Genomic DNA, 16,038 nt, shown 5'->3' on the forward strand with positions numbered 1-16,038 from the left:
GTCTGTGGGAACCATTGCCCGAAGCGCTGCACGATTTGTGCCGACATCGTTCTCTCAGCCTCCCTTGAATCGCGCGACAAGGCGGTGAGAGTCACCGGGATAGAGCAGGCGCACCGCGGTGATGGTGCGCGCGCTGCGCCAGGTATAGCGGTCGATCACGAGGCACGGCGCACCGACGGCGATGTCGAGCGCTTCGGCCGTGCGATCATCCGCGACAATGGCGCTGATCGTATGTTCGGCCTCTGTCCATGGGACATGATGAAGCAGCCACGAGCCGGGCGGCTCGCGTGCAAAATCCGCGGTGGCGGCGTGAGGCACGGACGACAGATCGATCAGCCGATCCTCGACCGCAAAAGGGACGTTGTCAGCGCTGTGGCGGCAGGTGATCGCGACCACCTTGCCGGCTTTCTTGACACCAAGACGCTCGCGATCGGCGGCGGTCGCAGCGCGCCGCTTGCGGCTGATCAACTCGTAGCCGTAACCGCGCCCGAGTGCGATGATCTCGGCCCGGATGTCGGCGATCTTGAGCACCGCCGACTGGTGCTGCGGCCGGCGCACGAAGGAACCGGCGCGCCGCCGGCGCTCGATCAGGTCGGCCTGCGCAAGTTCCGACAGCGCCTTGTTCACTGTCATGCGCGAGCAGCCGTAGCGTGCGACCAGTTCGTGCTCGAACGGAATACGGTGGCCGGGCGGCCATTCGCCGGTCAGGATACGCTTTTCGATGTCAGCGCGGATGCGCTTGTAGAGCGTGGGCTTGTCGGCCGCGTCGGTGGCGAGGCTCATGCGACGAGCCTCCGGACGGTTGCGTTGAACCGCTCGCGCGCGGTCTGACGCAGTTTGTGCCGGCCGCTCTCGACGACCTTGTTGCCACCGGCCCAGACGCAATCGATCGCGCCGTTGCCCGCCGCAAAAATCCAGCCGTCGATGAGTGCATCGCCGCGGCGTCCCGCCAGCGATGGATGTGCAGCGTCGAGCGTGACGATGTCGGCACGCGCGCCCGGGCTAAGGCCGACTGTCGGTTGCGCCAGCGCCCGCGCACCGCCCGCAAGGGCATCGTCGAACAGTGTACGTCCGGTCGAGCGGCCTGCGCCGCGTGAGAGCACGTTGCGCGCGCGATGCTTGAGCCGCTGGCCATATTCGAGCTGGCGTAATTCATCGGCGACGCCGACCAGCACGTTGGAATCAGTACCTATACCAAACGAGCCGCCGGCATCGAGGAACTCGCGCGCCGGAAAGATGCCATCGCCGAGGCTCGCTTCGGTGATGGGGCAGAGGCCGGCCACCGCACCGGTCTTCGCGAACGCACTAACTTCCTCCGCCGTGGTGTGAGTCGCGTGGATGAGGCACCAGCGTTGATCGACAGGCGCGTGCTGCAGCAGCCATTGCACCGGACGCTGCTCCGACCAGGCCAGGCAATCCTCGACCTCTTTCATCTGCTCGGCAGCATGAATGTGCACGGGCCCGCCTTCGGCGAGCGGAATGATGGCCGCGAGCTCGTCCGGCGCGACTGCGCGCAGGCTGTGCGGCGCAATGCCGACATTGGCGCGTGGCAATGTTGCGATCGCCTTGCGCGATGCAGCCATCAGCTTGGCGAACTGATCGACAGAGCAGATGAAGCGGCGCTGGCCGTCATGCGGCGCGGCGCCGCCGAAGGAGCCGTGCGCATAAAAGCTCGGCAACAGTGTCAGGCCGATGCTTGAGGTTTCGGCGGCCTCCGCAATGCGCGCGGCCATCTCGGCGGGATCGGCATAGGGCGAGCCGTCGCGGTCATGATGAAGGTAGTGAAATTCGCCGACGCGGGTAAAACCCTGCTCCAGCATCTCGACATAAAGCAGTGCCGCGACGGCAGCAACGTCATCCGGCGTCATCGCCAGCGCGAAACGATACATCGTCTCGCGCCAGGTCCAGAACGTATCGGTGCTCTCGCCGCGCAACTCCGCAAGTCCCGCCATGCCGCGCTGGAAAGCGTGGCTGTGCAGGCTCGCAAGTCCCGGAAGCGCGATGGCGTGGCGTTCGTCGCTGGCGGTTGGCGCCACGCCTGGCGTCAGCGCTGCGATCGCGCCGGCGGTGATGACCACCTGCACGTCATTGGCCCAGCCCGAAGGCAGGAGCGCGGAGGCAAAATGCAGTCGGGACATGACGACACGCCGGCTGGACAGAACCCCCTCACGATTATATGTCTAGACATATAAGTCAAGCATTCCCAGGGCGCAGGGACTTCGCGAAGGGACAGTGGCATGGCAGAACGCTTGGACCGGATCTGGCACAACGCCCGGCTCGCCACGATGCGGGCCGATCGTCCCGATCTCGGTGAGATCGAGCATGGCGTGATCGCCGCGCGCGGTGGCCACATCGTCTACGCAGGCGCAGAAGCGGATTTTCCGACGGGTGCCGACGCCATCAAGCGGACCGATTGCGAGGGGCGCTGGATCACGCCGGGCCTCGTCGACTGCCATACCCATCTCGTCTATGGCGGCAACCGCGCGCACGAGTTCGAGCTGCGCCTGAAAGGTGCGAGCTACGAGGAAATCGCGCGCGCCGGCGGCGGCATCGTCTCGACGGTGGCCGCGACCCGCAAGGCAAGCGAAACCGAGCTGGTCGCGAGCGCGCTGCCGCGGCTCGATGCGCTGATCGGCGAGGGAGCCACGACGGTCGAGATCAAGTCTGGCTATGGCCTGGACCCTGAGACCGAGATGCGCCAGCTGACCGCCGCGCGCAGCCTCGGCCGTCAGCGGCCCGTTGCAATCCGCACCTCGTTTCTCGGCGCGCATGCACTGCCGCCTGAGGCCGACGGCGACAAGAATCGTTACATCGATCTCGTCTGCAACGAAATGTTGCCCGCCGTCGCTAAGGCCGGCCTTGCCGATGCCGTTGATGCCTTCATGGAGGGCATCGCGTTCTCGGCCCAGCAGACCGCGCGGGTGTTTGAGGCGGCAACGGGGCTTGGGCTGCCGGTCAAGCTACATGCGGACCAGTTGTCAAACCTCGGCGGAGCTTCGCTCGCTGCACAATTCTCCGCGCTCTCGGCCGATCACTTGGAGCATACCGACGAAGCCGGTGCCGCTGCGATGGCCAAGGCCGGCACCGTGGCGGTGCTGCTGCCCGGCGCCTACTACTTCATTCGCGAGACGCAGAGGCCGCCGGTCGATGCGTTCCGCAAGCACGGCGTTCCTATGGCACTGGCGACCGACTGCAATCCGGGCAGCTCGCCGCTGACCTCGCTGTTGCTCGCCATGAACATGGGCGCGACCCTGTTCCGGATGAATGTTGCCGAATGCCTGTCCGGCATCACCCGCGAAGGCGCGCGGGCGCTCGGTGTGCTCGATGGGACCGGCACGCTGGAAGCCGGGAAATGGTGCGATCTCGCGATCTGGGACATCGAGCGGCCCGCCGAGCTCGTCTACCGCATCGGCTTCAATCCGCTGCATCGCCGGGTGTGGAGGGGCCAGTGACCGGGCCAGGCGCAGCGATCGTCGTCAAGCCGGGAACGGTGAGCCTCGACGATCTTGCGTGCGTGCTTGCCGGCGCGCCCGTCGTGCTCGATGCCGCGTTCTGGTCGCGCGTCGATGCGGCTGCAGCGATCGTCGCGAAGGCCGCTGAGGCCACAGCACCCGTCTATGGCATCAACACCGGATTTGGAAAGCTGGCCTCGAAGCGGATTCCGCCGGACCAGACTGCGCTGCTGCAGCGCAACCTGATCGTCTCGCATTGCTGCGGCGTCGGCCCGGCCACGCCGGAGCCGATCGTGCGCCTGATGATGGCGCTGAAGATCGTCTCGCTTGGCCGCGGCGCCTCGGGTGTCCGCCGCGAGGTCATCGAGCAGCTCCAGGCCATGCTGGCGTGGGGCGTGTATCCGCTGGTGCCACAGCAGGGCTCGGTCGGCGCCTCCGGCGATCTCGCGCCGCTTGCGCATATGACGGCGGTGATGATTGGCGAAGGACAGGCGATCGTCGATGGCAAGATCATATCCGGCAGCGAGGCGCTAGCGGCTGCCGGCCTTGCGCCGTTGACGCTCGGCCCCAAGGAGGGGCTCGCGCTGATCAACGGAACGCAGTTTTCGACCGCCTATGCCATTGCCGGTGTGCTGCGCGCATTTAACCTGCTGCGTGCGGCACTCGTCACCGGCGCGCTGTCGGTCGATGCGGCGATGGCCTCGACGGCGCCGTTCCGCCCCGAGATCCAGGTGCTGCGCGGCCATCCCGGGCAGGTCGCCGCGGCCGCAACGCTGATCGCGTTGCTCGACGGCAGCGATATCCGCCTGTCGCATCTCGAAGGCGACGAACGCGTGCAGGACCCCTATTGCCTGCGTTGCCAGCCGCAGGTTGCGGGCGCCGCGCTTGACCTGATCACGCAGGCCGCGCGCACGCTGATCGTCGAGGCGAATGCCGTCACCGACAATCCGCTCGTGCTGGTCGAGACCGGCGAGATCGTCTCCGGCGGCAATTTCCACGCTGAGCCGGTGGCCTTTGCCGCCGATACGATCGCGCTTGCACTCTCGGAGATCGGCGCGATCAGCGAGCGGCGGATCGCGACGTTGGTTGATCCCGCACTCAATTTTGGCCTGCCACCGTTCCTGACGCCGGACCCCGGCATCAATTCCGGCTTCATGATCGCCGAGGTGACGGCGGCTGCACTCTATGCCGAGAACAAGCAGCGCGCGGCTGCCTGCTCGATCGATTCAACGCCGACCAGCGCCAATCAGGAAGATCACGTCTCGATGGCTGCTCATGCCGCGCGACGTCTCTCCGACATGGCCGACAATCTAGCCGCGATCTTGGGCATCGAGCTTCTGGTTGCCGCGCAAGGCATCACGCTGCGGGCTCCGCATGCTACGAGCGCGCCGCTTGTTGCCGTGATCGCCTTGCTTCGCGAGCAGGTGCCCGCGCTCGGTGCTGACCGTTACATGGCCGGCGATCTCGCCAAGGCCGCCGCGCTGATCGAAGCCGATGCACTGCCGGCCGTGGCGCTCGCTGCGCTTCCAACTGATCCGTTTCCGAGACTTGACTAAGAGGGTCCCCATGAACCGCCGACTGGACAACGACCGCACCATCCGCGCTCCCCGCGGTAGCGAGATCAGCGCCAAGAGCTGGTTGACGGAGGCGCCGCTCCGCATGCTCATGAACAATCTCGATCCTGATGTCGCGGAGCGTCCGAGCGAACTCGTCGTCTATGGCGGCATCGGCCGCGCCGCGCGCGACTGGGAGAGTTTTGACCGGATCACAGCCGCGTTGCGCAAGCTCGAGAATGACCAGACGCTGCTGGTTCAGTCCGGCAAGCCGGTCGGCGTATTCCGCACCCATGCCGATGCTCCGCGCGTGCTGATTGCGAACTCCAACCTCGTGCCGCATTGGGCGACGCTCGACCATTTCAACGAGCTCGACCGCCAGGGCCTGATGATGTACGGCCAGATGACCGCGGGCTCGTGGATCTATATCGGCAGCCAGGGCATCGTGCAGGGCACGTACGAGACCTTCGTCGAGGTCGGTCGTCGTCATTATGGTGGCAGTCTTGCCGGTAAATGGATTCTCACGGCCGGTCTCGGCGGCATGGGCGGCGCGCAGCCGCTGGCGGCGACCATGGCGGGCGCTTCGATGCTTGCGGTCGAATGCCAGCCCAGCCGCATCGAGATGCGCCTGCGTACTGGCTATCTCGATCGCCAGGCAGCAACCCTCGACGAAGCGCTTGCGATCATGGCGGAAGCTGCGCAGACGAAGAAGGCGGTTTCGGTCGGCCTGCTCGGCAATGCCGCTGAGATTTTCCCCGAGCTGGTGCGCCGCCGTGTCAAGCCCGACATCGTCACCGACCAGACCAGCGCGCATGATCCGATCAACGGGTATTTGCCGAAGGGTTGGACGCTCGCCGATTGGGAGGCCAAGCGCACCTCCGATCCGAAGGCGGTGGAGCGTGCGTCGAAGACCTCGATGGTCGAGCACGTCCAGGCCATGCTCGATTTCCATGCGCAGGGTATTCCGACGCTCGACTATGGCAACAACATTCGCCAGATGGCGCAGGACATGGGCCTCAAGAATGCGTTTGATTTCCCCGGCTTCGTGCCCGCCTATATCCGTCCGCTGTTCTGTCGCGGCGTCGGCCCGTTCCGCTGGGCCGCGCTGTCAGGCGATCCCGAGGACATCTTCAAGACCGACGCCAAGGTCAAGGAGTTGATGCCCGACGACAAGCATCTGCACAATTGGCTCGACATGGCGAAGGAGCGCATCAAGTTCCAGGGCCTGCCGGCGCGGATCTGCTGGGTTGGGCTCGGCGATCGCGATCGGCTGGGTCTCGCCTTCAACGAGATGGTCGCGCGCGGCGAGTTGAAGGCGCCGATCGTCATCGGCCGCGATCATCTTGACAGCGGCTCGGTGGCCAGCCCGAACCGCGAGACCGAGGCGATGAAGGACGGGTCCGATGCGGTATCCGACTGGCCCTTGCTCAATGCGCTGCTCAATTGTGCCAGCGGCGCGACCTGGGTGTCGCTGCATCATGGCGGCGGCGTCGGCATCGGCTATTCGCAGCATGCGGGCATGGTGATCGTCGCCGACGGCACGCCGGAGGCCGCCAAGCGCATCGAACGCGTGCTGTGGAACGATCCGGCCAGCGGCGTCATGCGCCATGCGGACGCGGGCTACGACACCGCGATCGACTGCGCCCGTGCCGAGGGGCTCGATCTGCCGAGCCTGGCGAAGTAGTCAGTCGCGCACCAGGAGCATGGGCATCGTGGTCTTCGCGCCATCCATGAACGTCTGGACGGCATCGCGCACGATCGCGTCGAGATCGGACGGGATCGGCGTCTCGTAGACGAATTTGCGGATGGCGAGATAGAAGATGCGGCCGTGCAGGCCCCAGAACAGCTCGGTCTCGCGTTCACCGAGCGGATGGGCCTTCGCATCTGGCAGCTTCAAATCGTGGCGCAGCTCGGCCGCCGCGGGCTCGATGATCTCGCGGCGCACGATGTCGAGATAGCGGCCGGTGATGCCGAACGACTTCATGCCGGACGAGACGAAGATCCGCACCCAATTGTATTCGAACACGCGTTCGACATAGTCGAGATAGAAGCGTGTGAGCCGCGCCTCCAGCGAGAGTGAGCGGTCGCGGATCAGAGGGCCCCAATCGGGTGACCAGCGGCTGAGATAGACCTCCTGGTAGACCCGCTCGATCAGCGCTTCCTTGCTCGGGAAGTGGCGATAGATCGCCGAATGAGTGATGCCCATGCGCTTGGCGAGCTCGCGGGTCTGGCCCTCGAAGCCGCGCTCGGCAAAGAAGCGGATCGCCTCGTCGAGGATTGCGCGCTCGCGGTCGGCCGCGCGCATGTTGCGGCGCTTTGGCGCGGTCGCCTCGCGCGTCTCGGTCCGCCGCCGCGGTCGTTTTGCCGTCTTCTGCGTCGTTTTCGCCATTGTGCCGTGAATCGCGATCTCTTCTGCCTTCTTAGCCTAAAGGTGCATTTGTGACCAAATGGTCATTTCCTGTTGACCGCTCTCCGGCGGCGTGTCAGGATTTTGAGACCAGATGGTTACAAATCTGGCATCCCGGCTGATGAGCCGATGGATATTGAGGAAACAGCGGTGAAGGCGAGGGCTTTCAGCTATTTTCGTGCTGCGACGATCGACCAGGCGCTGGATGCTCACGCGCGCGCTGGCGACGACGCGCGCTTTATCGCCGGCGGCCAGAGCCTCGTGCCGGTACTGTCACTGCGGCTGCAGGCGCCGCGGCTTCTGATTGACATCACCCACATCGACGAGATGCGCGGCGTCCGGCGCGAAGGCAGTTACTTGCGCATCGGTGCGCTAACGCGCCACTGCGAGATGCTCAGCGAGCCGTTGATCGCCGAGTTCGCGCCGTTACTGCACGCCGCGGCGCCCTTCGTTGCCCATCCCGCGATCCGCAACCGCGGCACGTTCGGTGGCAGCGTCGCGCTCGCCGACCCCGCGTCCGAATTTCCCGCGATGACGCTGGCGCTCGATGCAGAGATCGAGATCGCCGGCTCTTCGGGCACCCGGCGCGTCAAGGCCGACGACTTCTTCCTCGATCTGTTCGAGACCGCGTTGCAGCCCGGCGAGCTGATCACCGCGGTCCACGTTCCGCTGTTCAAGGCCGATCAGCGCTTTGCGTTCGACGAATTGGCGCGCCGGCGCGGCGACTATGCGCTGGTCGGTTGCGGCATGCTTGCGACTTGCACAGGCGACCGCATCGACGGCATCCGCATATCCTTCTTCTCGGTCGGCAATACGCCGACACGCGCGATGGGAGCGGAAGCCGCCCTGATCGGATCGAGCCTGGACGCCGAACGTATCGTCGCCGCACAGGCCGCGCTCGAACGCGATCTCGCGCCGCCGGACAGCGATGAGGTTCCGCCCGCCATGCGGCTGCATCTCGCGCGCGTGCTGCTGGGACGCCTGCTCGGGCGTTTGAAGGAGGGCGCATGAGCGGCTTTGACGAGAGCCTGCTGGACGACAATGAGGCGACCATGCGGGTCCGCTTCATTGTGAACGCCCGCAAGGTCGCCTGCGAGGTCGCACCGCGCGAGACGCTGGTCGATTGCCTGCGCAACGCGCTCGAGCTGACCGGGACCCATGCCGGCTGCGAGATGGGCGCCTGTGGCGCCTGCCTGGTGCAGCTCGACGGCCGCGCCGTGCATTCCTGCCTGATGTTCGCCGTGCAAGCCGATGGCGCGAGCATCAACACCATCGAGGGCCTCACCGAGAGCGGCGTGATCGCCGATCTCCAGGCCGAATTCCATCGCCGCAATGCGTTGCAATGCGGCTTCTGCACCCCGGGCATGCTGGTCAACGCGCAGGAGCTACTCTCGCAGGTGGCGCGGCCGAGCCGCGAGGACATCCGCGACGCGCTATCGGGCAATTACTGCCGCTGCACCGGCTATGAGGCGATCGTCGATGCGATCGACGCGGTGGCCAAGGAACGTACGAAGGCACGCAGCACAAGCGGAGGCGCAGCATGAGCGCGCCGCTGACCTCGCTCGACCGTCCGAACTCCCATATCGGCCGCTCCGTGCCGCGGCCCAACGCCAAGCGGCTGTTGGCCGGGCGCGGGCGTTACATCAGCGACCTCAGGCTGCCGCGCATGCTCTATGCCGCGTTCCTGCGCAGCCCGCATGCGCATGCGAAGATACTTGCCATCAACACTGACGCGGCCCGCGCGCTCGAAGGCGTGCATTTCGTGGCGACGGGCGCTGATCTCGCCAAGCTATGCACGCCCTGGATTGGGACGCTCGACCATTTCAAGGGCATGACCTCGGCGCCGCAATTGCCGTTGCCGCTCGATCGCGTGGTCTGGGCCGGGCAGGCGGTGGTCGCGGTGGTCGCCGAGAGCCGGGCGGTTGCCGAGGATGCGCTGGAGCTGATCGATGTCGACTACGAAGACCTTCCTCTCGTCGTCGACATCGACGCTGCGCGCCAGGCCAACGGTCCGCTGATCAATCCCGGCAGCACTAACAATGTCTGCTTCCGCAGTCAGCTCGACAATGGCTCGGTCGACGATGCCTTCGCGCATGCCGCCCACGTGGTGGAAGAAGAATTCACCTTCGGCCGCCACACTGCGGTGACGCTGGAGCCGCGAGCCATCGTCGCCGACTACGATCCTTCTGCCGGCATGCTCACCGTGCATCACGCCACGCAGACGCCGTATCAGTTCCAGGATCTCTATTCGCGACACTACGGCATCCCAGAGCCCCGCGTTCGGGTGATCGCGACCGACATCGGCGGCTCCTTCGGGATGAAGCTGCATGTCTATCACGAGGACATGGCGGTGGTCGGCCTCTCGATCCTGCTCGGCCGCCCCGTCAAATACGTCGCCGATCGCATCGAGTCCTTTGTCTCCGACATCCACGCTCGCGACCATCGCGTCCGCGCCCGCATGGCGCTGGATGCCAAGGGCGAGATCCTGGCGATGGACGTGCTGGACTTGACCGCGATCGGCGCCTTCTCGACCTATCCGCGCACCAGCGTGGTCGAGGGCAACCAGGTGATCCGCCTGATGGGTGCGCCCTACCGCTTCAAGAACTATCGCGCCACGCTGGAAGTGATCTTCCAGAACAAGGTGCAGACCAGCCAGTATCGCGCCGTCGGTCATCCCATCGCCTGCGCCGTTACTGAGCGGCTGGTCGACATGGCAGCAAGCAAGATCGACCTCGATCCCTTCGCGATGCGCGCGCAGAACGTGATCGCCGACGATGCCTATCCGCAGACCTCGCCGACCGGCTACCGCTTTGAGGCGCTGTCGCATCAGGCGTGCTTGAAACGCTTGTACGAGATGATGGACTATGACGCGCTACGCGCCGAGCAGGCCGACTTGCGCGAGCGTGGTGTCTATCGCGGCATCGGTATTGCAACCTTCGTCGAGATCACCAATCCCAGTCCGGCCTTCTACGGCGTCGGCGGCGCGCGCATCTCCTCGCAGGACGGCGCTATTCTCAGTCTGACGCCGTCGGGCGAAGTGCGCTGCCTGATCTCTGTCACCGAGCAGGGGCAGGGCACCGAGGCGATCATCAGCCAGATCGTCGCCGATCAGCTCGGCCTCGCGCAGGAACACGTCAAGGTCATCACCGGCGACACGGAAGTGACGCCACATGGCGGCGCCACTTGGGCCTGCCGCGGCGCCGGCATCGGCGGCGAAACCGCGCTACAGGCGACGCGAGCGCTCAAGCGCAACATTCTGGAGATTGCCGCGCTCATTCTTCAAGAGCAGCCATCGGCGCTCGACATCGTCGATGGCCAAGTGGTGGACGCGGCGACCCAGAACCAGCGGATGCCAATTTCCGAGATCGCCCGCATTGCCTATTTCCGCTCCGACACGCTGCCACCGGGCACGCAGGCGCAGCTCACGGTCAGCCATCACTTCGCGCCGCAGGGCTATCCCTTTGCCTTCACCAACGGCATCCAGGGCTGCTCGCTGGAGGTCGATGTCGAGACCGGGTTCATCAAGCTGTTGAAGCACTTCATCGTCGAGGATTGCGGCCGCGTCATCAATCCGATGCTGGTGGACGAGCAGCTCCGCGGCGGCATCGTGCAGGGGCTGGGTGCAGCTCTGTTCGAGGAGTGCCGCTACGGCGACACCGGCCAGCTCACGAACGGTTCGCTCGCCGACTACCTCGTTCCGATGCCGATGGAAATGCCGGACATCATGATCGCGCATGTCGAGACGCCAACGGCCGACACCGAGCTTGGCGCCAAGGGGGTTGGCGAGGCGGGCACGGCGGCCGCGTCAGCCTGTGCGCTTAACGCCGTCAACGATGCGCTCACGCCGTTCGATGCCACGATCAATTCGATTCCGATCACGCCCGTAAAAGTCCTGACCGCCCTGAAGCGTTTCTAGAAAAAACCCTTGAAAAAGACACCTGGAGGAAATCATGTCAAAATCCGGTTCGACCCCGAAAATAACCCGACGCACGACTCTCGCAGGTCTGTCGGCAGCCGCGGCCCTGCTTGCTATGCCCCGCCTCGGCCGCGCGGCGGATGAAACGATCCGCATAGGCTTCCCAACGCCGCTTACCGGCCCGTTCGCAGCGGAAGCACGCGACCAGGTCAAATGCGCCGAGCTCGCAGTCAAACTCGTCAACGACAAGGGCGGCATTGGCGGCCGCAAGGTCGAGCTGCTGGTGCGCGACGACAAGCTCAATGCCGGCGAAGCCGCGACCCGCACGCTGGAGCTGATCGAGAAGGACAAGGTTCATGCCGTGGTTGGCGCGCTCTCCAGCGCGGTGCAGCTCGCGGTCAACGAGGTCACCCGCGCCCGCGGCGTGATTTTCGTCTCGATCAGCCAGTCCGACACCATCAACGAGGTCAAGGATTTCAGCAAATACACCTTCCACGAGGCGCTGAACCCGCACATGACGACCGCCGCTGTGGCGGGGCAGACGCTGAAGAAGGGCATGAAGGTCGCTCATCTCGTCGCGGACTATGCCTACGGCCATGAGATGCTGCGCGGTTTCAAGCGGGCACAGACTGCGATCGGTGCGGACAACGTCGGCGAGATCCTGCATCCGTTTGGTGCCGCTGATTACTCGACCTTCATGCCGCGCCTGATGTCGATGCGGCCGGACGTGCTCTGCATCTCCAATTTCGGCCGCGACCAGGCCAACGCGATCAAGCAAGCCGTCGATTTCGGCGTCAAGCAGCAGATGAAGATCGTGGTCCCCGTGATCCTGCACAACCAGCGTCTCGCCGTCGGCCCCGACGTGTTCGAGGGCGTGGTCGGCGGCGCGAACTATTATTGGGGCCTGGAGTCGCAGAGCAAGTCGGCGGCCGCTTTCAACGCGGCGTTCAAGGGTGCCAATGGTGGCGCGATCCCGACTGATTACGGCGCCTACGGCTATTCCGGCGTCGGATCGTTGCTGGCAGCGATGCAGACCGCGGGTGGCACCGACACCGACAAGGTCGTCGATGCCCTGGAGAAACTGCAATATGATCTGACCAAGGGCCCGCAGCATTACCGCAGATGCGACCACCAGTCGGTGCAGTCGGTGCTGGTACTGGAGTCCAAAAAGAAGTCCGCCATGGCGAACGACAACGATCTGTTCGCCATTCTCGCCAACGACACGGGCTCGGACGATATGCTGCGCAGCTGCAGCGAACTCGGCCACGCCACCTAAGTCTTAACCGATGGACCTGTCGCTGATCATCATGCAGCTTCTCTCCGGGATCGCCCTTGGGGCGGTCCTGGTGATCACTGCGCTCGGATTGACGATCGTGTTCGGCATGCTCGGGGTGGTCAATTTCGCCCATGGTGCGCTGTTCATGATCGGGGCTTATGCGGGGCTTTATCTTGCCTCTCTCACCGGAAGCTTCTGGTGGGGATTGCTGCTGGCGCCCATCCTGATGGGCGCCTTCGGCATGCTGATCGAGTTCGTCCTGATCCGCAGGCTCTATGGACGTTCGATCGACGATCCGCTGCTGCTCACCTTCGGCCTCAGCTACATCCTGGTCGAGGGCGTACGGATCGTGTTCGGCAGCGACGGCATCCCGTTTCCGACCCCGCCGCAACTGGTCGGCGTGCTCGATCTCGGCGTCGGTTTCTTTCCCCGCTACCGTCTGTTCGTCATTGCGCTGGTGGCGGTGGTGCTGCTGGTGCTTTGGTTGACGCTGGAGAAAACCCGCATCGGCCTCATCGTGCGTGCCGGCGCGCGCGATCCCACCATCATGCAGGTGCTCGGCGTCGATATCGGCCGGGTCTGGCTTGCGATTTTCGGGCTTGGCGTCGGGCTCGCCGCGCTCGGCGGTGTGCTCGCAGGTCCCATGCGCAGCGTTAATCCGGAGATGGGCTCGCTGGTGCTGGCGGAGGCCTTTGTGGTGACCGTGATCGGCGGACTAGGCTCGATCGTCGGCGCCGTCGTCGCCGGCCTTATGGTCGGCATTTCCATCAGCCTTGTCGCATTGTTCGCGCCAGAAATGGCGACCATCGTCATGTTCGCGCTGATGGCGGTGGTGCTGCTGATCCGCCCGCAAGGCCTGTTCGGCGTGAGAGGGAGGACCGCGTGACGGTACCATCGAGCGGCGAAGCGGTCGCCAAACCTTCGTCCAGCGGGCTCGGCTGGCTTCTCGAGCAGCGCGTGCTGCTGTCAATCGCGGTACTGGCCGTGCTGCCATGGCTGCTGCCATCGCAGGCGCTGGCCGTCAATGTGCTGATCTATGGCGTCGTGGTGATGGGCTACAATTTGTTGTTCGGCTACACGGGACTGCTGTCGTTCGGCCAGGCGGCGTTCTTCGGCGCCGGTGCCTATTTTACGGGAATTGCGATCGGCCGCTATGGCGTGCCCTGGTTCGCGGCGGTGCCGATCGCCATGCTCCTCAGCACCTGCCTTGCGGGGGCGATCGGTATTGTCTCGACGCGCACCCGCGGCATCTATTTCTCCATGGTGACGCTCGCGCTGGCGCAGCTCGTTTATTATATCGCGCTCCAGGCCTCGTCCTTCACGGGCGGCGAGAATGGTCTGCGCGGCTTCACCGTCGACCACATCAGCCTGTTTGGGCTCCCGGTCAATTTCCTCGACCCCGTCAACAAATATTATGTGCTGATGGCTCTCGCCGCCCTGGCCATGTGGTTCCAGTCGCGCATCCTGAACTCGCCGTTCGGTGCGGTGATCGAGGCGATCCGCGAGAACGAGCAGCGGGCGCGGGCCTGCGGCTACAATGTCGAGCGCAGCAAGCTGATCGTATTCATGCTGTCGGGGGCGATCTCCTCGCTTGGCGGCTGCATGCTGGCGCTGCATCTGTCGATCGTGCCGCTCGACATGCTGCACTACCAGACCTCGGGCATGATCGTGATGATGGTGCTGCTCGGCGGCGCCCGCAGCTTCTTTGGGCCCTTCGTCGGCGCCGCCACGTTTCTGATCCTGGAGGACGTCATCTCGGTCTGGACGCCGCATTGGCAGCTCTTTGTCGGGACGATCTTCGTGCTGTTCGTGCTGTTCCTGCCCAAGGGCATATGGGGGACGCTGCTCGACACGCTCGGCATCGGAAAGACGCGGCCATGAGCGGTGAGCTGCTTCGCGCCGAAGGGATCGGCAAGCACTTTGGCGGCTTCGTCGCGCTCGAGGGCATTACCGTGTCCTTTGCGGTGGGACAGCTCACCTCGATCATCGGGCCGAACGGCGCCGGCAAGAGCACCTTCTTCAACATCCTCTCTGGCGCGCTGACGCCGACCTCGGGAAAGCTGCATTTCCGCGGGCGCGAGCTGAACGGCTTGCCGCAGCACCGCTTTGTGCATCAGGGTATCTCGCGCTCCTACCAGATCACCAACATCTTCCCGGACCTGTCCGTGCACGAGAATGTGCGCGTGGCAGCGCAGGCGCTCACGGTGAGCTACGACATCTGGCGCAACCGCGCGCAGCTGCCGGAGCTCAATGCCAAGGCCGATGCCGCGCTCGACGCGGTAGGGCTACTCGGCAAGCGCGGCGCGCTGGCAAAATTCCTGTCGCATGGCCAGCAGCGGGCGCTGGAGATCGCGATCGCACTGGCCTCCGAGCCGGAGCTGTTGCTGCTCGACGAGCCGACCGCCGGCATGGGGCCGGAAGAGACCAAGGACATGGTCGCGCTGCTTGAGCGGCTCGCCGACAGGCGCACCGTGCTGCTGGTCGAGCACAAGATGAAGATGGTGCTGGGCCTGTCCAAGCGCGTCGTGGTGCTGCATCACGGTCGGCTGCTGGCGGACGGCGCGCCCGACGAGATCAGGAGCAATCCGGAGGTCCGCCGGGTTTATCTCGGACAGAGTGAAGGCTATGGCTGAGACCGCGCTGCTCGAAATCAATGATCTTCACGCCTGGTATGGTGCGAGTCACATCCTCCACGGCATCTCCCTGCACGTGAAGGAGGGCGAGGTGGTTGCGCTCGTCGGTCGCAACGGCGCCGGCAAGACCACGACCCTGCGGACGATGATGGGCCTGATGCCAAAAGCGACCGGCCGCGTGCGCTTTGCGGGCAGGGAACTGCTGCCCCTGCGCGCGCATCAGCGCTTTCATCTCGGCCTCGCTTACGTGCCCGAGGAGCGCCGCGTCGTGCCCGGCCTCTCCGTGCGCGAGAATCTTCGGCTCGGCCTCGTCGCCGCCGGCCGCGAGATCGAGGAGCGCGCCGCGATCGACGAGATCGCCGAGACGTTTCCGCGGCTGAAGGAGCGGCTCGACCAGGAGGGCGTGACGCTGTCCGGCGGCGAGCAGCAGATGCTGGCCATCGCCCGCGCGCTGATCGCCGACCCTAAGATGATCCTGCTGGACGAGCCCTCGGAGGGCATCATGCCGGTGCTGGTCGAGGAGATGGGCGCGCTGTTCCGCCGCCTGCGCGACGCAGGTAAGACGCTGCTGCTGGTCGAGCAGAATGTCGAATGGGCCTTACGCCTGGCCGACCGCGCCGTGATCATCGATCAGGGCGAGGTCGTGCACGAGAGCAGTGCTGCCGCGCTGCTCGCGGACAAGGATATACAGGAGCGCTATTGCGCGGTGTGAGTCCTCAGGCAACAACCTTGGCCCTGCGCGCGACTTCCCCGTCGAGCCGCTGCCGTTCGTTCGCGAGGTAGTCGTCGATCGCAGCGCCC

Annotated in this window: 14 protein-coding genes; 11 read left to right on the top strand and 3 right to left on the bottom strand. The window is 65.1% G+C overall.

Annotation, left to right across the window (positions count from 1 at the left end; all coding sequences use genetic code 11):
* Positions 1–54 precede the first annotated feature (54 nt).
* On the bottom strand, positions 55–783 hold the full coding sequence (gene hutC, locus ABIA96_RS19525; RefSeq protein ID WP_354138673.1) for a histidine utilization transcriptional repressor HutC: 729 nt from the start codon (positions 781–783) through the stop codon (positions 55–57).
* Positions 780–2,138 carry a formimidoylglutamate deiminase gene (locus ABIA96_RS19530; RefSeq protein WP_354138674.1) on the bottom strand — a complete coding sequence of 453 codons (1,359 nt, stop codon included), beginning with the start codon at positions 2,136–2,138 and terminating at the stop codon, positions 780–782. Before ABIA96_RS19530 ends, hutC begins: the two co-directional genes overlap by 4 nt.
* A gap of 99 nt (positions 2,139–2,237) precedes the next feature.
* Between ABIA96_RS19530 and hutI the strand changes: the two genes are divergently transcribed.
* Genes hutI through hutU form a run of 3 tightly spaced genes read left to right on the top strand, consistent with a single transcriptional unit; the run spans position 2,238 to position 6,689 of the window.
* Complete coding sequence (hutI, locus tag ABIA96_RS19535) at positions 2,238–3,452, top strand: imidazolonepropionase (RefSeq protein WP_354138675.1); 1,215 nt, start codon at positions 2,238–2,240, stop codon at positions 3,450–3,452.
* Positions 3,449–5,008 carry a histidine ammonia-lyase gene (hutH, locus tag ABIA96_RS19540; protein ID WP_354138676.1) on the top strand — a complete coding sequence of 520 codons (1,560 nt, stop codon included), beginning with the start codon at positions 3,449–3,451 and terminating at the stop codon, positions 5,006–5,008. Before hutI ends, hutH begins: the two co-directional genes overlap by 4 nt.
* 10 nt (positions 5,009–5,018) lie before the next feature.
* Entirely contained in the window at positions 5,019–6,689 is a 1,671-nt protein-coding gene (hutU, locus tag ABIA96_RS19545) for a urocanate hydratase (protein ID WP_354138677.1), read from the top strand.
* On the opposite strand, the gene ABIA96_RS19550 is transcribed toward hutU, so the two are convergent.
* The gene (locus tag ABIA96_RS19550; RefSeq protein WP_354138975.1) at positions 6,690–7,310 is read right to left on the bottom strand and encodes a TetR/AcrR family transcriptional regulator; all 621 of its coding nucleotides are present in this window, start codon (positions 7,308–7,310) and stop codon (positions 6,690–6,692) included.
* A gap of 252 nt (positions 7,311–7,562) precedes the next feature.
* Here ABIA96_RS19550 and ABIA96_RS19555 point away from each other — a divergent pair, with 252 nt between their 5' ends.
* From ABIA96_RS19555 to ABIA96_RS19590, 8 genes are read left to right on the top strand one after another with little or no spacing between them, the layout of a single operon-like run.
* On the top strand, positions 7,563–8,423 hold the full coding sequence (locus tag ABIA96_RS19555) for an FAD binding domain-containing protein (protein ID WP_354138976.1): 861 nt from the start codon (positions 7,563–7,565) through the stop codon (positions 8,421–8,423).
* The gene (locus tag ABIA96_RS19560) at positions 8,420–8,956 is read left to right on the top strand and encodes a (2Fe-2S)-binding protein (protein ID WP_354138678.1); all 537 of its coding nucleotides are present in this window, start codon (positions 8,420–8,422) and stop codon (positions 8,954–8,956) included. The genes ABIA96_RS19555 and ABIA96_RS19560 overlap by 4 nt, the downstream gene beginning before the upstream one ends.
* Positions 8,953–11,328, top strand: a complete 2,376-nt coding sequence (locus tag ABIA96_RS19565) for a xanthine dehydrogenase family protein molybdopterin-binding subunit (RefSeq protein ID WP_354138679.1) — start codon at positions 8,953–8,955, stop codon at positions 11,326–11,328. The genes ABIA96_RS19560 and ABIA96_RS19565 overlap by 4 nt, the downstream gene beginning before the upstream one ends.
* 34 nt (positions 11,329–11,362) lie before the next feature.
* A complete protein-coding gene (locus tag ABIA96_RS19570; RefSeq protein ID WP_354138680.1) occupies positions 11,363–12,604 on the top strand; it encodes an ABC transporter substrate-binding protein in 1,242 nt (413 codons plus the stop codon).
* A 10-nt stretch (positions 12,605–12,614) separates the two neighbouring features.
* Complete coding sequence (locus tag ABIA96_RS19575) at positions 12,615–13,490, top strand: branched-chain amino acid ABC transporter permease (protein ID WP_354138681.1); 876 nt, start codon at positions 12,615–12,617, stop codon at positions 13,488–13,490.
* Positions 13,487–14,485 carry a branched-chain amino acid ABC transporter permease gene (locus ABIA96_RS19580; RefSeq protein WP_354138682.1) on the top strand — a complete coding sequence of 333 codons (999 nt, stop codon included), beginning with the start codon at positions 13,487–13,489 and terminating at the stop codon, positions 14,483–14,485. The genes ABIA96_RS19575 and ABIA96_RS19580 overlap by 4 nt, the downstream gene beginning before the upstream one ends.
* Positions 14,482–15,237, top strand: a complete 756-nt coding sequence (locus ABIA96_RS19585) for an ABC transporter ATP-binding protein (RefSeq protein WP_354138683.1) — start codon at positions 14,482–14,484, stop codon at positions 15,235–15,237. The genes ABIA96_RS19580 and ABIA96_RS19585 overlap by 4 nt, the downstream gene beginning before the upstream one ends.
* Positions 15,230–15,949 carry an ABC transporter ATP-binding protein gene (locus ABIA96_RS19590; protein WP_354138684.1) on the top strand — a complete coding sequence of 240 codons (720 nt, stop codon included), beginning with the start codon at positions 15,230–15,232 and terminating at the stop codon, positions 15,947–15,949. The genes ABIA96_RS19585 and ABIA96_RS19590 overlap by 8 nt, the downstream gene beginning before the upstream one ends.
* Positions 15,950–16,038 lie beyond the last annotated feature (89 nt).

This window comes from Bradyrhizobium sp. LB11.1, from assembly GCF_040549385.1.
Classification (GTDB): Bacteria; Pseudomonadota; Alphaproteobacteria; order Rhizobiales; family Xanthobacteraceae; genus Bradyrhizobium.